The sequence below is a fragment of the Pseudomonas gingeri genome, from assembly GCF_013386115.1.
Classification (GTDB): domain Bacteria; phylum Pseudomonadota; class Gammaproteobacteria; order Pseudomonadales; family Pseudomonadaceae; genus Aquipseudomonas; species Aquipseudomonas gingeri.
The window spans coordinates 277,001-297,097 of sequence record NZ_JACAOR010000002.1 but is presented as its reverse complement, the minus strand read 5'-3'; the positions used below and the strand labels follow the sequence as shown (position 1 = coordinate 297,097).

14 protein-coding genes are annotated in these 20,097 nt (G+C 63.3%); 5 read left to right on the top strand and 9 right to left on the bottom strand.

Annotated features, from left to right (window positions below; translation table 11 throughout):
* Positions 1 to 8 precede the first annotated feature (8 nt).
* From HX881_RS06080 to HX881_RS06070, 3 genes are read right to left on the bottom strand one after another with little or no spacing between them, the layout of a single operon-like run.
* The gene (locus HX881_RS06080) at positions 9 to 281 is read right to left on the bottom strand and encodes a phosphopantetheine-binding protein (protein WP_010453729.1); all 273 of its coding nucleotides are present in this window, start codon (positions 279 to 281) and stop codon (positions 9 to 11) included.
* Positions 250 to 1,068, bottom strand: coding sequence for a lysophospholipid acyltransferase family protein (locus tag HX881_RS06075; RefSeq protein WP_177083450.1), 819 nt, complete (start codon positions 1,066 to 1,068; stop codon positions 250 to 252). Before HX881_RS06075 ends, HX881_RS06080 begins: the two co-directional genes overlap by 32 nt.
* Positions 1,044 to 1,763 carry a beta-ketoacyl synthase chain length factor gene (locus HX881_RS06070; protein ID WP_177083448.1) on the bottom strand — a complete coding sequence of 240 codons (720 nt, stop codon included), beginning with the start codon at positions 1,761 to 1,763 and terminating at the stop codon, positions 1,044 to 1,046. Before HX881_RS06070 ends, HX881_RS06075 begins: the two co-directional genes overlap by 25 nt.
* A 362-nt stretch (positions 1,764 to 2,125) precedes the next feature.
* Here HX881_RS06070 and HX881_RS06065 point away from each other — a divergent pair, with 362 nt between their 5' ends.
* On the top strand, positions 2,126 to 2,899 hold the full coding sequence (locus tag HX881_RS06065) for a ParA family protein (protein WP_017126871.1): 774 nt from the start codon (positions 2,126 to 2,128) through the stop codon (positions 2,897 to 2,899).
* Here the strand turns inward: HX881_RS06065 and trxC are convergent.
* On the bottom strand, positions 2,896 to 3,336 hold the full coding sequence (gene trxC, locus HX881_RS06060) for a thioredoxin TrxC (protein ID WP_017126870.1): 441 nt from the start codon (positions 3,334 to 3,336) through the stop codon (positions 2,896 to 2,898). The two genes, HX881_RS06065 and trxC, sit on opposite strands and share 4 nt — an antisense overlap.
* Positions 3,337 to 3,563: 227 nt before the next feature.
* On the opposite strand from trxC, the gene HX881_RS06055 reads away from it, so the two are divergent.
* Together HX881_RS06055 and HX881_RS06050 are read left to right on the top strand one after the other, a co-directional pair.
* A complete protein-coding gene (locus HX881_RS06055) occupies positions 3,564 to 3,854 on the top strand; it encodes a type II toxin-antitoxin system HigB family toxin (protein WP_017126869.1) in 291 nt (96 codons plus the stop codon).
* Between the two features lie 2 nt (positions 3,855 to 3,856).
* Positions 3,857 to 4,258: a helix-turn-helix domain-containing protein gene (locus HX881_RS06050; RefSeq protein ID WP_017126868.1), complete on the top strand. Its 402-nt coding sequence runs from the start codon at positions 3,857 to 3,859 to the stop codon at positions 4,256 to 4,258.
* A gap of 21 nt (positions 4,259 to 4,279) precedes the next feature.
* Here HX881_RS06050 and selO read toward each other — a convergent pair whose 3' ends face one another.
* The 4 genes from selO to HX881_RS06030 all read right to left on the bottom strand — a co-directional run bounded on the left by selO (position 4,280) and on the right by HX881_RS06030 (position 12,831).
* The gene (selO, locus tag HX881_RS06045) at positions 4,280 to 5,743 is read right to left on the bottom strand and encodes a protein adenylyltransferase SelO (RefSeq protein ID WP_017126867.1); all 1,464 of its coding nucleotides are present in this window, start codon (positions 5,741 to 5,743) and stop codon (positions 4,280 to 4,282) included.
* Positions 5,744 to 5,796: 53 nt separating this feature from the next.
* The gene (gene mscK / locus HX881_RS06040; RefSeq protein ID WP_177083446.1) at positions 5,797 to 9,147 is read right to left on the bottom strand and encodes a mechanosensitive channel MscK; all 3,351 of its coding nucleotides are present in this window, start codon (positions 9,145 to 9,147) and stop codon (positions 5,797 to 5,799) included.
* A gap of 36 nt (positions 9,148 to 9,183) precedes the next feature.
* A complete protein-coding gene (locus HX881_RS06035) occupies positions 9,184 to 10,926 on the bottom strand; it encodes a potassium/proton antiporter (protein WP_017126865.1) in 1,743 nt (580 codons plus the stop codon).
* Between the two features lie 102 nt (positions 10,927 to 11,028).
* Entirely contained in the window at positions 11,029 to 12,831 is a 1,803-nt protein-coding gene (locus tag HX881_RS06030) for an acyl-CoA dehydrogenase (RefSeq protein ID WP_177083444.1), read from the bottom strand.
* Between the two features lie 222 nt (positions 12,832 to 13,053).
* On the opposite strand from HX881_RS06030, the gene HX881_RS06025 reads away from it, so the two are divergent.
* Positions 13,054 to 14,136, top strand: a complete 1,083-nt coding sequence (locus HX881_RS06025) for an anthrax toxin-like adenylyl cyclase domain-containing protein (protein ID WP_177083442.1) — start codon at positions 13,054 to 13,056, stop codon at positions 14,134 to 14,136.
* A 50-nt stretch (positions 14,137 to 14,186) separates the two neighbouring features.
* Here the strand turns inward: HX881_RS06025 and putA are convergent, their stop codons facing one another.
* Complete coding sequence (putA, locus tag HX881_RS06020) at positions 14,187 to 18,140, bottom strand: trifunctional transcriptional regulator/proline dehydrogenase/L-glutamate gamma-semialdehyde dehydrogenase (RefSeq protein WP_177083440.1); 3,954 nt, start codon at positions 18,138 to 18,140, stop codon at positions 14,187 to 14,189.
* 457 nt (positions 18,141 to 18,597) lie between these two features.
* Between putA and putP the strand changes: the two genes are divergently transcribed.
* Positions 18,598 to 20,082, top strand: coding sequence for a sodium/proline symporter PutP (gene putP, locus HX881_RS06015; RefSeq protein ID WP_017126861.1), 1,485 nt, complete (start codon positions 18,598 to 18,600; stop codon positions 20,080 to 20,082).
* Positions 20,083 to 20,097 lie beyond the last annotated feature (15 nt).

The window sequence follows — 20,097 nt, the reverse complement described above, 5'->3', positions numbered from 1 at the left end:
GTGGTGTCTCACGCTGCCTGTTTTGCCGTGACGAAAGCCGCAAGGCTGGCCACGCTGGAGAAATGGTCGCGGGTGTCCTTGGCGTCGGCATCGATCTTGATGCCGTAGCGTTTCTGGATCGCCAGGCCGAGTTCGAGGGCGTCCACCGAGTCCAGGCCCAGGCCTTCGCCAAACAGCGTTTGCTCGTTGCCGATGTCCTGGGCGCTGATGTCTTCGAGGCCGAGGGCGTCGATGATCAGTTCCTTGATCTCAAGGTGCAGGGCGCTTGTTGGATCGCTCATCTGTGGCGAGCTCCTTAATGAAGTAATGGTGCAGAAAGTCGTTGAGCTTGCGCGAAGCCTGGGGCGCTGGGCCCTGGCTGGCGAAGGTCTGTGGGTCTATATCGGCCCCGACGCGAAAACTGAAGTGCACGCGGCGCCCGGGGATGCGATACCAGGGTTCGGCCTTGGTCAGGGTGGTGGGGCTGACCTTGATCACGACCGGGGTGATGATTCTCGCACCTCGCAGGGCAATCGCGGCGGCGCCGCGATGAAAGGCCGGCGCCTCTCCCGGGGACGTGCGCGTGCCTTCGGGAAAAATGATCAGGGTCTGGCCGCCTTGCAGCGCGGCGGCGGCCGCGTCGAGCATTTCCATGCTGCCGTCGTTGCTGATGTATTCGGTCGAGCGTACCGGTCCGCGAGTGAACGGGTTCTGCCAGAGGCTCTGCTTGACGACACAGTTGGCGTTGCGCACCAGGCCGATGAGGAACACCACGTCGATCAGCGACGGGTGGTTGGCGATGATCATCTGTCCGGCGCGGCCGAGTCGTTCCGCGCCCTCGACTTCATAGGTCAGCACGCCGGTACGCGCCATGAACCGGATAAACAGCCAGAACAGGCGGCTGACCGTTTGTCGTGCACGCAGGCGCTGGCGTTGCGCATCGCCGGGCAGGCAACCGAGCAGGGGGAAGATCACCAGGCGCAGGCACAGGCCGCCCAAGCCGAACAGGGCGAAGCTGGCAGCGGTGGCCAGCAGGCGCCAGTAGTAGGCGTCACGGGGCTTGTTCACGCTCGGCGTTGCCAGTTCCATGCCCGGTTCTTCCATGTGTGTTGGCAGGTGGTGTCCGGGCCGAGCAGGGTCCGTACCAGATTGAGGGCATGGGGCCACCGGGTTCTGCTGCCATCGTCCGGGCAACGAGCGAGGGACAGTTGCCATTCATCGCCCGGGGTCAGCAACAGACCGACGGCATAGGGGAACGGCACATCGTCGATCCAGTGGCTGTAGGCCGCGGGCGGTTGTTCTTCGGTGATCACCAGCAGTACCGCCGGGGCGCCTTCGCCGAGCAGCGCGGCGGCCTCCAGCATGCCGTGCTCCAGGCCGTCGCCATTGGCGGCCAGTGCGGTCATTTCGCTGGTTTCGCCGCGCATGATCGACCACAGGCCGATGATGGCGTTATGTACCGAAAGGCTGAACTGCGTGGGCGAGAGCGGCTGGTCGGCCGCCAGGTCGCTGAGGATTTCCAGGGTCCGCGGGGTCTCGCCATGCCGGGAGATGAACACCAATGGCAGGGCTTCGCGACCTTGCGCCAGCGGCCAGCCGACGCTGAAGGCCATGCGCGCCAGGCGGCTGAGACGGCGGCGCTGCATGGCCGGCAGGAACGACACGTCGGGAGCGGCATCGCTCGGCGCAAGCACCGTGGGCTGGCGGCTCCAGGCCTGCCAGTCGTCCACGCTCCCGAGGCCCGGGGCCCAGGCGCGCCATTGGGCGATATTGAAGTTGATCACTGAGTGTCTTCCCGCCCCTGCGGGCTTCCTTGAACGCTACGGCTGGTTCCTTGACCGATACCAACCTTGGCGTGGCGCTGTGGCCGAGTGGCGCGCATTATCCCGGTGCGGCGGACTTGTAGCAAACAATTGGCTACATTTTGCACGATAAAATTTACAAATGACGAACGTGCTGTGTGTCATATGGCCATTATCGATGTTTTCGGTGATACGTCTGTCAGTCGTTTCCCCGCTTTGAGTGGAATGATCGAGGGTTTGCGCAGCTATTGCTGATGATGGAGTAGTACTTGTCTCTCCGAGGTGGCGAAGCAGCGGCCAAGCCCTCTACACTCGGTCATTCATTGATACACGGAGGTCTTGTCATGCGGCGTGTGGTGTTCAATCAGAAGGGTGGGGTCGGCAAGTCGAGCATTGCCTGCAACCTGGCGGCGGTCAGCGCCAGCGAGGGCTATCGGACCCTGTTGGTGGACCTCGATGCCCAGGCCAACTCCACGCAGTACCTGACCGGTCTCACCGGTGAGGACATTCCCATGGGGATTGCCGATTTCTTCAAGCAGACCCTCTCGTCCGGGCCGTTCTCGAAGAAGGGCCAGGTGGACATCTACGAAACCCCCTTCGACAACCTGCATGTGATCACGGCGACTGCCGAGCTGGCCGACCTGCAACCCAAGCTTGAGGCGAAACACAAGATCAACAAGCTGCGCAAACTGCTGGACGAGTTGGCAGAGGATTACGACCGGATCTACCTGGATACCCCGCCGGCGCTGAATTTTTATGCGGTTTCAGCGCTGATCGCCGCTGATCGCGTACTGATTCCCTTCGACTGCGACAGTTTTTCCCGGCAGGCGCTGTATGGCCTGCTGGCGGAAATCGAAGAGCTGAAGGAAGACCACAACGAAGGCCTGCAAGTGGAAGGGATCGTGGTCAACCAGTTCCAGCCGCGGGCCAGCCTGCCGCAGCAGATGCTCGACGAACTGATCGCCGAAGGGCTGCCGGTGCTGTCGGTGTACCTCAACAGTTCGGTGAAGATGCGCGAGTCCCACGAAGCCAGCAAGCCGCTGATTCACTTCGACCCGCGCCACAAGCTGACCCAGCAGTTCGTCGACCTGCACAACCTGCTGGAAGACAACGCTTAGGCGGCAATGCCCTGGCTGCGCAGCCACGCCAGTAGTTGCGGCAACGGAAATGCCCCGCTCTGCCGCGCGACTTCCCGGCCGTTCCTGAACAGGATCAGGCTGGGAATCGAGCGAATCCCCAGTTGTGCGGAGAGTTGCGGGTTGGCTTCACTGTCGAGCTTGGCCAGCCGGCATTTGCCCGCCAGTTGACCTGCCGCCTGCTCGAACACCGGTGCAAAGGATTTGCACGGCCCGCACCAATCCGCCCAGACATCCACCAGCAACGGCAGGTCGCCCTTGATCTGGCTGGCGTAGTCGCCCTGTTTCAACTCGAAAGGTTTGTCCAGCAGGACCCCGGCCTTGCAGCGCCCGCATTTTGGCTGGTCGCCCAGGCGGTCGGCAGGGATGCGGTTGAGGCCGTTGCAGTGGGGGCAGGGGATCAACAGGGGTTCGGACATCAGAGGGGGCTCCGGATAAGTGGCCAATGGTTCTCTATCTGGAGTCGTGGGCGGGTTTTATCAAGGCTTCAGGGGCTTGTCGCATACCCTCACATTTTCGCCGACCGGTGTTCTGTCCGGGAATCTAGTCTGGAAGAGCGCGCCGTCAGTCGGATTTTATGTATATCAAATTGCGATATTTTGACGGTGAGCTTAACCTCCATAGCAATATGCGATAGGGAGATTGCATGCGTGTCATCACTGAGAAACGTATTTGGGAAGCCAAGGGCCGCTGGCCTGATTCGGCCTCTGCGCTGGATGCGTGGTATCGCCGAATCAAAAACTGTCATCCCGCCCATTTTGCGGCAATGAAGGCCATATTTCCGGCGACGGACAAGGTTGGTGATTTCCATGTGTTCGATATCGGCGGGAACAAGTTGCGGCTGATCGCGGTGGTGCATTACACGGTATGCCGTCTCTATATCAGGCATGTGCTTGATCATCGCGAATATGACAAGGGTAAATGGAGGGAGGAATAGTGATGAGCCTCATGACCCGACAGGCTTTCGAGCATTGGCACTTTGTCGAGCCGTTGCTGCGCAAGCCGAAAAACGAAGCTGACTACGATGCATTGGTCGGCATGCTCGACGAACTGCTTGAGGTGATTGGCGAGGACGACTCGAGCCCGCTCATGAGCCTGGTGGATATCCTCAGTGACCATATCGAGGCGTATGACCAGGAGCATCGGCCGATGCCGGTGGCCAGCGGGGCCGATGTGTTACGGGAAATGATGCGTGAGCACGGCCTGAACCAGAGCGACCTGCCCGGCGTGGGGCCGCAATCGGTGGTTTCCGAGATTCTCAGTGGCAAGCGCCAGCTCAACCTGCGCCAGATCCGCTGGTTGGCTGAACGCTTCGGGGTGCGTGAACAGATCTTTATCTGAAGGAGACGTACGTCTTGTACCTCAAGACGAGCAGCTGATCTCCAGGTGCTTGCCCCACTCCGGTGGTCGCTCGGCGTAGGCCTCCATGCCGGGCTGCTCCTCGAACGGTCGGCTCAGCACCGTGTGTAGTTGCCTTGTTTCGGCGTAATCGCCTTTTTCCGCCGCCTCGATGGCCCGTTGTGCCAGGTAGTTACGCAGGATGTACAGTGGATTGACCGCATGCATGCGCGCCTTGCGTTGTGCTTCATCCTGATCCGGTTCGCGGGCGACGCGCGCCAGATAGCGCTCGGCCCAGGCATCGAAGCCCCTCAGGTCGATGAAGTCGTCGCGCAGGCGCGCCACCGCCAGATGGGCCGGCTGGTCGCCCAGGCGGCGGAAGAACAGGGTGTAGTCGACGCCGCCGACCTGCATCCGTTGCAGCAGGTCTTCCACCAGTTGCTGGTCGCCGTCTTCCGCCGTGGTCAGGCCGAGGCGGCGGCGCATCAGGTCCAGGTAGTGGGCCTGGTACAGCGGCAGGAACAATCCCAGGGTTTCGCGCAGGGCCTCGACCGTGATGAAAGGCGTCAACGCCTGGGCCAGCGCACTGAGATTCCACTGGCCGATCGGCACCTGGTTGCTGAAGGAGTAGCGCCCCTGGTCATCGGAGTGGTTGCAGATGAAATGGGCGTCGAAATCGTCAAGGAAGGCGAAGGGCCCGAAATCGAAGGTGATGCCGAGGATCGACATGTTGTCGGTGTTCATCACGCCATGGCAGAAACCGTAGGCCTGCCACTTGGCGATCAGCTCGGCGTTGCGCTCGACGATCTCCTTGAACATCGCCAGGTACGGCTCCGGCTGTTCCAGGCATGCGGGGAAGTGCAGCGCCAGCACATGCTCGCCGAGTTGCTTGTGCTGCTCGGTCTGCTGGGTGTAGTAGAAATACTCGAAATGACCGAAGCGGATATGGCTTGGCGCCAGGCGCAGGACCATCGCCGCACGCTCCTGCTTTTCCCGCCAGACCGGGGTGTCGGAGCCGATCACGCAGAGTGCCCGGCTGCTGGGGATACCCAGTGCCTGCAGGGCTTCGGAGGCGAGAAACTCACGGATCGACGAGCGCAGCACTGCGCGGCCATCGCCCATGCGCGAATAAGGGGTCTGGCCGGCACCCTTGAGATGCAGGTCCCAGTGTTCGCCCGCCTGGTTGTAGACCTCGCCCAGCAGCAGCCCGCGACCGTCGCCCAGGCGCGGGTTGTAGGAGCCGAACTGGTGACCCGAATAGACCATCGCCCGTGGTTCGGCTTCGGCCCATAGCTTGTGGCCGCCAAACAGCTGGGCAAACACCGACTCTTCGGCGACCGCCGGCTCCAGGTCGAGCAGGGCCATGGCCGCCGGGCTCGCGACGACCAGGCGCGGGTTGTCGATGGGCTCGGGCAGCACATGGGTGGAAAAACCGTCGCCCAGGCGGGCGAAGCGGTTGTCGAAGGTCAGTTCGTCGAGGGCTTTCAACGGCCATCTCCAGCAGAATGTCCGAGCATTCTGCTGGGATCAGGCGCCTGACGCTAGTCGAGCTTGCTCAGCGGCGATGGCTGATCAGGCTCGGCAGGGGGCTTGGGCACCAGGCCGTCCGCTTCGCCTTCGACCGGCACCAGCTTGTATTCCTGGCCGTGCAGGTTCTTGAGGTAGACCTCCATCTGCCGGAACGAGATGTTGATGTGCTCTTTCTTGAACTCGCGGTTGATGAAGCGGTTGACCTCGTCGATCACCGGGTTGCGGTCGCCCAGGTCACGCACGTGCATGCGCAGTTCGTGGTCCAGTGTGCTTTCGCCGAAGTTGAGGAAATACACATGGGGCTCGGGCTCCTTGAGCACCCGCGGGTTGTCGCGGGCGGCCTTGAGCAGCAGTTCCTTGACCCGGTCCAGATCGGAGCCGTAGTCCACGCCGAGCTTGAGGGTCACGCGGGTGACGGTATCGGTCAGCGACCAGTTGATCAGTTGCCCGGTGATGAAGGTCTTGTTCGGGACAATGATGTCCTTGCGGTCGAAGTCGGTGATGGTGGTCGCGCGGATGCGGATCTTGCTGACCGTGCCCGACAGTGTGCCGATGGTAATGGTGTCGCCGATCCGCACCGGACGTTCGAACAGGATCATGATGCCGGAGATGAAGTTGGCGAAGATTTCCTGCATGCCGAAACCCAGGCCTACCGACAGGGCGGCCACCAGCCACTGCAGCTTGTCCCAGCTCACGCCCAGGGTCGACAGGGTCGACACGAAGCCGATGCCAGCGATGACATAGGACAGCAGGGTGGTGGTGGCGTAGGCGCTGCCCTGGGCCAGTTCGAGCTTGGACAGCACCAGCACTTCCAGCAGGCCGGGCAGGTTGCGCGCCAGGGCGAAGGTGATGCCGACGATCGCCAGGGCACCGATGACGTTGCCGATGGTGATCGGCACCATGCTCATGGCGGCGCCGGTGCCGCTGGTGTACTCGTAGAGGGTGATGTTGTCCAGGTACGAGAACACCGTGATCAGGTCCGACCAGACCCAGTACAGCGCGGCGACGAAGCCGCCGAGCAGGGCCAGGCGGATCAGGCGCAGGGATTGCTGGTTGACCTGCTCGATATCCAGGGTCGGCTCTTCGAGCACCGGCTCGCCATCGCCCGCCTCCTTGGCCGCCTGGCGCTTGCTCAGGGCGCGCTGGTAGGCCAGGCGCCGTGCCGCCACCGCCAGGCCGCGGACGAAGGTGGCTTCGATCACCAGCCAGAACATCAGCAGGTAGAGCGTGTTGATCAGTCGGTCGCTGAGCTTCAGGGCGGTGTAGTAGTAGCCGAAGCAGACCGCGACGAACAGCGCGATGGGCAGCGCGGTGAACACTACCCCCACCAGTTTGCGGAACAGCGAGGCATTGTGGTGGTTCGGGCTGCCCAGCAGCAGGCGACTGAGCAGCCAGGCCATCAGTGCGTAGCAGGTCAGGACTACGGCGATGCCGAGCACGTCGTCGGCCAGCGAGGCCGGCTGGTGTTCGGCCACCGCCACCACGGCCACCAGTGCCATGACCACGAAACCGAGGCGTCGCACCCAGCCCTGGAGAAACTCGACCTGGGGTTTTTCCCAGTGGAAATGCAGCTCGGCCACGCCGCCCGGGGCGAGGATCCGATAGGCGGTGTAGAACACCAGCCAGGCCTGGGACATCTGCAGCAGCGCGGCGCCGAGGTTGGCGTTCTGGCCCCGGGCGTCGATCTGCAGGGCGTAGCCGCAAAGCGCCAGGGCCAGGGCGATCGGCATCGCCAGCAGGACGTTGACCAGGATCGCCAGCGGCGTATGCCACTGACTGTCGCGCTTGAAGTGGCCGATGTCCTTGTGGACCTTGGTCAGCCGTTCATACAGGTAGTTGCGTTTCCACAACAACGCGCCGATCAGCAACAGCAGGGGCAGGAACAGCAGCGGCCGTTGCAGCAGGCCGTCGGTCAGCTCGCTGAGGCTGGAGAGCCAGGGCAGGGTATTGACCTGCTTCTGCAGGCGGTTGGGCACGCCTTCCAGCCATTCCAGGTCCAGCGGCTTGTTGCTGGGGATCCAGAACATCTGCTCGTCCAGGGTCGAGCGCAGGCTCTGGGCGGTGCTGAGCAGCTGTTTCTGGTTCAGTTGCAGGGTGATGGATTCGTTGAGCAGCGCGCTCAGTTCGCGGTTCAGGCGTTCCAGCAGGTCGCTGCGGGTGACGGCGAGGTCGAGCAGGGTGCGGCGCAACTGTGGGTTGACCTGTTCCGGTGGCTGGGTCGCCAGCAGGTTATCCACGTAGGTGGACGGACTGCTGATCAGCTCGCGCTGCTGGTTGACCTCGAACTGGTACAGGCGGATATCGGCGATCTCGTCCGCCAGGTCCTTGTCCACCTGCAGGCGCGGCAGGGCCTGCTTCTGCTTGTAGAGAATCTTCGACAGCAACAGGCTGCCCTTGAGCACGCTGATCTGTTCGTCCAGGGCCTGGTCGCTCTGGGTCACGCTGTCGAGCTGCTGCTTGGTCTGCAGGTTCTGCTGGGTCAGTTCGTTGAGGCGGTCGGTGCTTTTCAGCAGGTAGTCGGAAAGCTTGAGGTTGGTCGCGCTCTCGGTCGCCAGCAGGCTGCTGTCACCGGCTTTCTGGGCTTCGATGGATTGCTGGGTGACGGTCTGCTGGGACTGGGCCAGGCGCTTCTGGTTGATCAGCGTCTGCATGTCCTGGATTTCCTGCTCCAGGCGCGCGGTCTTCTCCATCAGCAGGTCGTGCTGGCTGTTGCCCAGGTCCTGCAGTTGGCTGTTGCCGGCCAGCTCCTGGCGGCGCAGCAGGATCAGGGCGTTGATCGAGGCCAGCTCGGCGTTCAGCTGATTGCGCTGGTCGCTGCTCAGGGTCTTGCCGTTGTCCTTGCCCAGCTTGAGGAGGGTGTTGATCTGCTGGATGCGGGTCTGGCTGCTGCTGATTTCCGACTGTGCCCGTTCGGGGCGGGTCTGGGCGGTGATGATCAGGCTGTTGGCATCGGCCAGGGCCTTTTGCAGATCGCCCTGCTGGGTGGTGCGCTCGGCCAGCAGTTGCTCGAGCTGCGGCACCGATTGGCTGGCATAGCGCTGGGCGACCGGGACCACCTTGGTGACTTTCAGGCGGGCCAGTTCGCGCTGGTTTTCGCTGGTCTGGCGCGGTGCTTCGGCGACTTGCTGCTTGGTCGCGGTCAGGCGCTTGTCGTAGTCGTCGGCGCTCGACAGCCAGGTCAGGGTCTGTTGCAGCACCAGTTGCAGGGCTTTCTGATCGGCGTCAGGCAGCTTGCGGTCGGCGATCTTGTCCAGGCTCTGCTGGACCGACTCGCTGGTGGGCGGCTCGGCGGCCTGCAGCGCGCCGACGGAAAGACTCAGGCCCAGCAGGGCCGTAACGAAAAGAGAGCGCAAGAAGGACATAGGTACCGGTCGAGCAAGGTGAAGAGAGTGGGCAGTTTAGAGGAAGAGTCCCGGCCCTGGGCGACTTCCTTCGGGGAATCTGACGCCCACTTTGCCGATCTTGTTCCCGTCCATGACCGCGACGGTCCAGATCGTGTTGTTCCACTCCACCTGGTCGCCGACGATCGGGGCGCCACCGACCTTGTGGGCGATGAAGTTGCCCAGTGGGGTATTCGGGTCGACCCCTTCGAGTTTCAGGCCATAGAGGGCCGAGACCGCGCCCAGCTGGGCGTCGCCCTCGAGGACGAAGTCGCCGAAGAAGCGCAAATCCAGGCCGCGTTGCGGTGCCTGGCTGAACAGTTTGCCGAGGGCCGGCAGGTTGTGTTCGTGGCCGATGACACACAGCAGGTCGCCGACCTCCAGGGTCGTACTACCCGACGGATGGAGTAGTTGCTGGCCGCGGAACAGCGCGGCGATCCGCGTGCCCTCGGGCATCTTCAGCTCGCGCAGGGCGGCACCGATGCACCACTTCTCGGCACCCAGGCGGTAGACGAACAGTTCCCACTCGCTGGTGACATGGACTTCCAGGGCGGCCCGGGAGATCGGCGCCGGCTCCGGCGGTACCGTGACCTTGAGCAGCTTGGCGACCCACGGCAGGCTGGTGCCCTGCACCAGCAGCGATACCAGCACGATAAAGAACGCCAGGTTGAAGTACAGCTGCGCATGGGGCAGGCCGGCCATCAGCGGGAACACCGCGAGAATGATCGGCACCGCGCCGCGCAGGCCGACCCAGGAAATAAAGGCTTTTTCCCGGCCATGGAAGGCCTTGAACGGCAGCAGGCCGACCACCACCGAGAGCGGCCGGGCGAACAGGATCATCCACAGCGCCAGGCCCAGGGCCGGCAGGGCGATGGGCAGCAGGTCGTGTGGCGTGACCAGCAGGCCCAGCACCAGGAACATGCCGATCTGCGCCAGCCAGGCCATGCCGTCGAGCATGTGCAGGATGCCGTGGCGGCTGCGTACCGGACGGTTGCCGATCACCAGGCCGCACAGGTAGACCGCAAGGAAACCGCTGCCGTGCAGGGCGTTGGTCAGGGCGAAGACCACCAGGCCGCCGGCAATCACCAGGATCGGGTACAGGCCGTTGGCCAGGTTGATCCGGTTGACCAGTTGCAGCATCAGCCAGCCGCCACCGAGGCCGATGATGCCGCCGATGCCGAACTCGCGAAGCAGGTGGCCGAGCAGGCTCCAGTGCAGGCCGGTCTGGCCGCTGGCGAGCATGTCGATCAGGGTCACGGTGAGGAACACCGCCATCGGGTCGTTGCTGCCGGATTCGATTTCCAGGCTGGCGGTCACCCGTTCGTTCAGGCCCTTGCCGCCGAGCAGCGAAAACACCGCGGCGGCGTCGGTCGAGCCGACGATGGCGCCGATCAACAGGCCCTGGATGATGTTCAGGTCGAACAGCCAGGCGGCGGCCATGCCGGTCAGCCCGGTGGTGATCAGCACGCCCACCGTGGCCAGCGACAGCGCCGGCCAGAGGGCCACGCGGAAACTCGCGACCCGCGTACGCAGGCCGCCGTCGAGCAGGATCACGGCGAGGGCGAGGTTGCCCACCAGGTAGGCGGTCGGGTAGTTGTCGAAGATGATGCCGCCGCCGTCGACGCCGGCGGTCATGCCCACGGCCAGGATGATCACCAGGATCGGGATGCCGAGACGCGAGGACAGGGAGCTCACCAGGATACTTGCGCCTACCAGCAACGCGCCGATCAAGAACAGGCTGTTGATGGTCGTCGCATTCAAAGGCAGTACTCCAGGAAAGCTAGAAAGGCGGTGCGCAGACTGACCATGCAGTCTGCGTGCCAGCGATTCTAACCTGTTGAAATGTACTGCTGTCAAAAAGCTTTAGAACCAATCGTCCTGCATGGCCAGGCAGGTATCGTCCCGTGCTTCGAGAATCGTCAGCTCATGATGGCAGCCGGGGACTTCCCAGGTCAGGAAGTAGCGGGCAGCCTGCAACTTGCCCTTGTAGAACGCCCTGTCCGCCGGGTTGCCCCTGGCCAGGCCTTCTTCGGCCCGGACCGCCTGTTCCAGCCAGCGCCAGCCGATCACCGTGTGGCCGAACGCTTTCAGGTACAGCGCCGAGTTGGCGAGGCTGCTGCTGACCTTGCCCTGGGCCAGGTCGGTCAGCAGGCCGATGGTCACCGTCTGCAGGCGGGCGACCAGTTGCTCCAGCGGTTCGCGCAGGGCGTCCAGCGAGGTGTGCGCGGTTGCCCGTCTGGCCGTGTCGGCGATCAGCCGGATCAGTTGCTTGAGCCCGGCACCGCCATTCTGCGCCAGCTTGCGGCCCAGCAGGTCCAGCGACTGGATGCCGTGGGTGCCTTCGTGGATCGGGTTGAGGCGGTTGTCGCGGTAATACTGTTCCACCGGGTATTCGCGGGTATAGCCGTGGCCGCCGAGGATCTGGATCGCCAGCTCGTTGGCCTTCAGGCAGAACTCCGAGGGCCAGGACTTGACGATCGGGGTCAGCAGGTCGAGCAGTTCATGGGCCTGGCGCCGTTCGACTTCCGAGGCCAGGGTCGTGGTGTCGTCGAACAGCCGGGCGGCGTACAGGCCGAGGTCGAACGAGCCTTCGACATAGGCCTTCTGGGTCAGCAGCATGCGCTTGACGTCGGCATGCTGGATGATCGCCACCGGCGCGGTGCCCGGGTCCTTGCTGTCGGGCAGACGGCCCTGCGGGCGTTCCCGCGCATATTCCAGGGAGTACAGGTAGCCGGCATACCCGAGCATCACCGCGCCCATGCCGACGCCGATGCGTGCCTCGTTCATCATCTGGAACATGTAGCTCAGGCCATGGTGCGGCTTGCCCACCAGATAGCCGACGCAACTACCGTTATCGCCGAAGTTCAGCGCGGTGGAGGTGGTGCCCCGCCAGCCCATCTTGTGGAACAGCCCGGCCAGCAGCACATCGTTGCGCGGGCCGAGGCTGCCATCGTCGTTGACCAGGAACTTGGGCACGATAAACAGCGAAATTCCCTTCACCCCGGGCGGTGCCTCCGGCAGCTTGGCGAGGACCATGTGCACGATGTTTTCCGACAGCGGGTGATCGCCGCCAGAAATGAAGATCTTGTTGCCCTTGAGGCGATAGCTGCCGTCGGCCGCCGGTTCGGCGCGGGTACGGATATCGGCCAGCGACGAGCCGGCATGGGGTTCGGTCAGCGCCATGGTGCCGAAGAAGCGTCCGTCGATCATCGGCTGCAGGAAGCGTCGCTTCTGCTCCTCGCTGCCGAAACTCTCGATCAGGTTCGCCGCGCCCATGGTCAGGAACGGATAGGAAGTCGAGGCGGCGTTGGCCGACTGGAAATGCGCGAAGCAGGCTTGCGACAGCAGCGTCGGCAATTGCATGCCGCCTGCCTCGAAGCTGCGCGCGGCGTTGAGGAATCCGGCTTCGAGGAAGGCATCCACCGCCGGCTTCACTTCCGGGATCAGGATCGCCTCGCCGTTTTCATAGCGCGGCTCGTTTTCATCGTTCTTGCGGTTGTGCGGGGCGAAGAACTTTTCGGCGATGGTGCGGGCGGTGCCGAGGGCGGCGTCGAAGGTTTCCCGTGAATGTTCGGCAAACCGCTCGCGCTGGGTCAGGCCTTCGGCATCGAGGACTTCATACAGCTCGAAAGCCAGATTACGGGAACTGAGCAGCGTCTCGGACATGGCGGCCTACCTTTGATGGGATGGACCGAGTCTAGGTGGCTGAATGGGCAGTGCCTAGCAAGATTGATCTGGGTGATGGAGGGTCAAAGCAGTGACAGGGGCGTCGCTTGGGTTTGTAGTATTTGTCGGCGCGAGAGAGTGCCGTGTAGGGGTTTTTTCTGATATTTGAACGAATCGGTTGCCGTCAAAGTGGTCCTTCGAGTTTTTTTGATGGAGCACCCCATGCTGGAAAAACTGTCAACCACCCCGTCTCTCGGCGTCGGGCCTTTGAGGGGTGCCTTGCCTTCGGTCTTGTCCGAGTCGCTGAAAGCGGTCGCGAACAGCCCCCAGGCGTTTCAGAAAATCCCGGCGCAATCCGTATCGTCCGCTGCCGGCCCCGGATTGTTGTATGCCGAAGCGATTCAGGCCGTGGCGGACCGCTACGGCGTCGTGCTCGGCATTCGTGCGCCCAACCCCCTGAGTGCGAGCCTGCTCAGGGAAGGGTTTTCCTCGAAGAATTTTCACGTCAAGGCCAAATCCAGCGGCACCGGGCCGACAGCCGGTTTCATCCCGTTGAATCCTGCCTACTCGAAGGTGGTGCCAGGGCAAGTCGCCAGGCAGCAGCGCAGTATCGAGGGGGCATTGGCCGGCGGGGCGAAGGCGGTGAACCTGATGTTGTCCCCGGCACGCATTGACGAGTTGCTGGCGACCGGGCACATGGCGGCGCGGGGTTCAGGCTATCGGGCCGAGTACCCGTCAGGTGCATCCGCCCATTTCAGCATCGACGCGAAAGGCCAGGTCTTCGACGAGGCGGGGCCGGTGAAGGTGTTGAGCAATCCGGGCAGCGACAGGGCGATCACGGCGGACTATGACCTGTTTTCGATTTATCCGCGCAGGGCCCAGGGTGACAACGTACGGCCGCTGCGGGTTGCACCGATGTTCGTGGGGAACGCCTGTGAGGAACTGAGACAGAGGGCCAGGCCGCTGCTCACCGGGCGGCCCGCCTTCGAGGGGGCGCAGGAGCATGTGGATATGGGCAATATCCATCGTTTCGGCATCGCTATCGTGCAAGCGCTGAACCGGGAAATTGCCGGGGCGGGTTACACCGGTGGCAACCTGGTCTGGCACAACGATGAGACCGGTAATCCCTTTTCCCCCGGGTTCGATGCGCGGGATGCGCCGATTTTCTTTCTTCCCAGGGATCGCGGGAGTGGAGAGACGCCTCGGCCTCGACAGGTGTCATCCAGGGAGGAGTTGCTGGCGCTGCAGGGGCAGTTGAGGGAGGCGGGGTTTCAGGTTGAATACAGTCCCCGGTTCGGGTTCTGAGCGAGAGTGGAAACAGGCGCCCGTTGCGGGCGCCTGTTCTTTCAGGTGGTTCAGCCGATGGTCATCAGGCTGGCGTTACCGCCCGCGGCGGCGGTGTTGACGCTCAATGCCCGCTCGATCACCAGGCGTTCCAGGGCAATCCCGGTTTCGCCCTGGGACAGGCCCTGCACGCCGACAATCGCTCCGGCCCGCTTGGCCACCTGTTGGCAGACCGCCTGCAACTGGTCGGAATGACCGTGATGCAGCACGGCATCGAAGATCACCTCGTCCTTCTGCCAGTCGGCTACCCGCTGGATGCGCGCCTGCACTTCTTTGGGCAGGCGGGCATATAGCGCCTTGCCCGGCTCACCCTCCGGCCATAGCGCCGAACTGCCCACCGCCAGCACCGCGGCGAGCTGGGTCAACAGGTCGGTTTCGAGGTCCGCCAGGCACAGCACGTGTTCGCGGGGCAGGATGGCATAGGTGTTGCGCTCTCCGGTCGGGCCGACCAGAGGGCGGGTGATGCCGCTTTGCGATTGCGTGGCGAAGCGCGCGCACAGCTCTGCCAGTTCGGCCTGCTGGTTGGCGCCGGCCCAGGTTTGCAGTGCGGTCAGCGGCTTGCTCATGGCATCGCGCAAACGCACATCCGGCGCATTCAGGGCATCGACCCGCACGAACGATTGCTCGATGGCATCGCTTGGCCGGGTTGCCAGCAGGCGATACAGGTACAGCGGACCACCGGCTTTCGGACCGGTGCCCGACAGGCCTTCGCCGCCGAACGGCTGCACGCCGACCACGGCACCGACGATGTTGCGGTTGACGTAGACGTTGCCGGCATTGACGTTGTCGATGACCTTGGCGATGGTTTCGTCGATCCGGGTGTGCACGCCCAGGGTCAGGCCGTACCCCGAGGCGTTGATCTGGGCGATCAGCTGGTCGATTTCCTTGCGCTTGTAGCGCACCACGTGCAGCACCGGGCCGAAGATTTCCCGCTGCAGTTCGTCGAAGCTTTCCAGTTCGATCAGGGTCGGCATGACGAAAGTGCCGCGCTTGCATTCCTCGCTGTCGGCGATGGCGACCTGGTAGACGCTGCGGCCTTTGTCGCGCATGGCCTGGATATGTTTCTCGATGCCGGCCTTGGCCTCGGCGTCGATCACCGGGCCGATATCCACGGACAGGCGTTCCGGGTTGCCGAGGCGGCATTCGGCCATGGCACCCTTGAGCATTTCGATCACGCGGTCGGCGGAGTCTTCCTGCAGGCACAGTACGCGCAGGGCCGAGCAGCGTTGGCCGGCGCTGTCGAAAGCCGAGGAGACGACGTCGATGACCACTTGTTCGGTCAGTGCCGAGGAGTCGACGATCATCGCGTTCTGCCCGCCGGTTTCGGCGATCAGGGGGATCGGTCGGCCCTGGTTGTCCAGGCGCCCGGCGACATTGCGCTGCAGCAGGCGGGCGACTTCGGTGGAGCCGGTGAACATCACGCCCTTGACGCGATCGTCGCCGACCAGGCGGGCACCGACGGTTTCACCGCGACCCGGCAGCAGTTGCACCACGCCTTCAGGAATCCCGGCTTCGAGCAACAGGCGCACGGCCTGGGCCGCGATCAGCGGGGTCTGTTCGGCCGGCTTGGCCAGCACCGGGTTGCCGGCGGCCAGTGCGGCAGCCACCTGGCCGCTGAAGATGGCCAGCGGGAAGTTCCACGGGCTGATGCAGACCACGGGGCCCAATGGGCGGTGGGCATCGTTGCTGAAATCATTGCGTGCCTGCACCGCGTAGTAGCGCAGGAAATCCACGGCCTCGCGGACTTCGGCAATGGCGTTGGCGAAGGTCTTGCCGGCCTCGCGGACCAGCAGGCCCATCAGCGGCTGGATCTCGCCTTCCATCAGATCGGCGGCACGCTCCAGGATCGCGGCGCGCTCGGCCGGCGGGGTGGCCTGCCAGATCGGTGCGGCGTTCAGGGCGCACTGGACGGCGTTGTCGACGTCTTCGACCGTGGCCTCCTGGACATGACCGACCTGGTCACGGTGATCCGATGGGTTCAGTACCGGCGCCGCGGTTTCGTTGCTGGACTCGCAGCCCAGCATCGGCACTGCTTTCCAGTGGTTGTGGGCGCTGGCCAGCAATGCGCAGGACAGCGAGGCCAGGCGATGTTCGTTGGCCATGTCGATGCCCGCCGAGTTGGCGCGCTCCGGGCCGTACAGCTCGCGCGGCAAGGCAATGCGCGGATGTGGCAGGCCGAAGCCGCCTTCCTGCAGGGCCATCTGCTCGATGCTGCTGACCGGGTCGGCGACCAGTTCCTGGATGGAAATGGACTGGTCGGCGATGCGGTTGACGAAGGAGGTATTGGCCCCGTTCTCCAGCAGCCGGCGAACCAGGTAGGCCAGCAGGGTTTCATGGGTGCCGACCGGGGCGTAGACGCGGCACGGACGGTTCAGCTTGCCCTCGGCGACCTTGCCCACGACCTGTTCGTAGAGCGGCTCGCCCATACCGTGCAGACACTGGAATTCGTACTGGCCCGGGTAATAGTTCTGCCCGGCGATATGGTAGATGGCCGACAGGGTGTGGGCATTATGGGTGGCGAACTGCGGGTAGATGACTTCCGGCACCGACAGCAGCTTGCGTGCGCAGGCAATATAGGAAACGTCGGTGTACACCTTGCGGGTATACACCGGATAGCCTTCCAGGCCTTCGACCTGGGCGCGCTTGATCTCGCTGTCCCAGTAAGCGCCCTTCACCAGGCGGATCATCAGGCGATGACGGCTGCGGCGCGCCAGGTCGATGACGTAGTCGATCACGTACGGGCAGCGCTTCTGGTAGGCCTGGATGACGAAGCCGATGCCGTTCCAGCCGGTCAGTTGCGGTTCGAAGCACAGGCGTTCGAGCAGGTCCAGGGACAGCTCAAGGCGGTCGGCTTCCTCGGCATCGATGTTCAGGCCGATATCGTATTGCTTGGCCAGCAGGGTCAGCGACAGCAGGCGCGGGTACAGCTCGTCCATCACCCGTTCGTACTGGGCGCGGCTGTAGCGCGGGTGCAGGGCCGACAGTTTGATGGAGATGCCTGGGCCTTCATAGATGCCGCGGCCGTGGGAAGCCTTGCCGATGGCGTGGATGGCCTGCTCGTAGGACGCCAGGTACTTCTGCGCGTCGTGTTCGGTCAGGGCCGCTTCGCCGAGCATGTCGTAGGAGTAGCGGAATCCCTTGGCTTCGAAGCGGCTGGCGTTGGCCAGGGCCTCGGCGATGGTCTCGCCGGTGACGAACTGTTCGCCCATCAGGCGCATGGCCATGTCGACGCCCTTGCGGATCATCGGTTCGCCGCTCTTGCCGATGATGCGGCTCAGGGACGAGGTCAGGCCCGCTTCATTGTGGGTGGCGACCAGCTTGCCGGTCAGCAGCAGGCCCCAGGTCGCGGCGTTGACGAACAGCGACGGGCTGTTGCCCAGGTGCGGCTGCCAGTTGCCGGTACTGATCTTGTCGCGGATCAGGGCATCGCGGGTGCCCTTGTCGGGGATGCGCAGCAGGGCTTCGGCCAGGCACATCAGCGCCACGCCTTCCTGGGACGACAGGGAGAACTCCTGCAGCAGGCCCTGGACGATACCGGCACGGCCGCCGGCGCTCTTCTGGTTGCGCAGCTTCTCGGCGATGCCCGAAGCCAGTTTGTGGGTGGCCTCGGCCATGGCGGCAGGCAGTCGGGCCTGTTCCAGCAGCATCGGCACCACTTCCGGCTCGGGGCGACGGTAGGCGGCGGTAATGGCGGCGCGCAGGACCGATTGCGGGAGGATGCTTTCGGCGAATTCGAGGAAGCACTGGTGAGTGTGGTCGGCCTGGACCTCGCCGGCATCGTCGGTTTCACCCCGGGCCGTGCCGCTGAGTTCGGTCAGGGTTGCACCGCTCTCGAGTTTTTCCAGGTAGTTGAAAATGGCTTGCTTGATCAGCCAGTGGGGAGTGCGATCAATCGAGTGGGCCGCAGCTTTAAGGCGCTCGCGGGTCGGGTCGTCGAGTTTGACCCCAAGGGTGGTCGTAGCCATTTTCTTATCCTCATGGTTGCCACGACGGCGTGGCATCAGCTGGCAGCAAGATTAGCTTCGGGATAGTCAAGGTGCAACCGGGTGCAACCCTTTTTTCGGCGGAAAAAACCGATCGTGATCGGGAAAATTTTTCCGGTTGCCGGCCTTTGCCCTGATTTGAAGCCTTTTAATTATCAGTGCCAGGCTTTTTGCTCCGAAAAGGAGCAAGAAACAGTCGGAAAAGGTGGAAATGTCCAAAGGTGCAACTTAAACGGGTAAAACAGGTTGCACCTTGTTTGTTATGTTTAATAGCATGCGCGACCAAGGTGCAACCTCCTACAAGCGGGGTCATCGGCTGATGGTTTTCCTGGGGAAATATCAGTCATAAATGCCCGGCCCGCTCAGCCGTCTGACAGACAGTCGTCATAAGTGTCGGTCGCGGGCCGCCGCTAAATAAAAACAATGCCAGGGCTTTTGAATGAGTGTAAGCAACCCAACCCTGATCACCTTTGTGATCTATATCGCTGCCATGGTGCTGATCGGTCTGATGGCCTATCGCTCCACCAACAATCTTTCCGACTACATTCTCGGTGGCCGCAGCCTCGGTAGTGTGGTGACCGCGCTTTCGGCCGGTGCTTCCGACATGAGTGGCTGGTTGTTGATGGGCCTGCCGGGCGCCATCTACATGTCCGGTCTGTCGGAAAGCTGGATCGCCATCGGCCTGATCGTCGGGGCCTACCTGAACTGGCTGTTCGTCGCCGGTCGCCTGCGGGTACAGACCGAGCACAACGGCGATGCGCTGACCCTGCCGGATTACTTCTCCAGCCGCTTCGAGGACCACAGCGGCGTGCTGCGGATCATCGCCGCGGTGGTGATCCTGGTGTTCTTCACCATCTACTGCGCCTCGGGCATCGTCGCCGGTGCGCGCCTGTTCGAAAGTACCTTCGGCATGTCCTATGGCACCGCGCTGTGGGCCGGCGCGGCGGCGACCATCGCCTACACCTTCGTCGGTGGTTTCCTGGCGGTGAGCTGGACCGATACCGTGCAGGCCACGCTGATGATCTTCGCGCTGATTCTCACGCCGATCATCGTGCTGCTGGCCACCGGTGGTGTCGATACCACCTTCCTGGCGATCGAAGCCAAGGATCCGGGCAATTTCGACATGCTCAAGAACACCACCTTCATCGGCATCATCTCGCTGATGGGCTGGGGCCTGGGCTACTTCGGCCAGCCGCACATCCTGGCGCGCTTCATGGCCGCGGATTCGGTCAAGTCGATCGCCAACGCCCGTCGCATCTCGATGACCTGGATGATCCTGTGCCTGGGCGGCACGGTGGCCGTGGGCTTCTTCGGTATCGCCTATTTCTCGGCGCATCCCGATGTGGCCGGTCCGGTCAGCGAAAACCATGAGCGGGTGTTTATCGAACTGGCGAAAATCCTCTTCAACCCATGGATCGCCGGTGTACTGCTGTCGGCGATCCTGGCCGCGGTGATGAGTACCCTGAGCTGCCAGTTGCTGGTGTGCTCCAGCGCGCTGACCGAAGACTTCTACAAGACCTTCCTGCGCAAGTCTGCCTCCCAGCGTGAGCTGGTCTGGGTTGGCCGGGCGATGGTACTGCTGGTGGCGGTGATTGCCATCGCGCTGGCGGCGAATCCGGAAAACCGCGTACTGGGCCTGGTGAGTTATGCCTGGGCGGGCTTCGGTGCCGCCTTCGGCCCGGTTGTCCTGATTTCGGTGATCTGGAAGGACATGACCCGTAATGGCGCCCTGGCCGGGATCCTGGTCGGCGCGATCACGGTGATCGTCTGGAAGCACTTCAATCTGCTGGGGCTGTACGAAATCATCCCGGGCTTCCTGTTCGCCAGCATCGCGATCTATATCGTCAGCAAGATGGGCAAGCCTTCGGCGCTGATGTTGCAGCGTTTCGACGCGGCAGAGAAACAGTTCCGCCAGGAACACTGATCGCACTGAACGTTC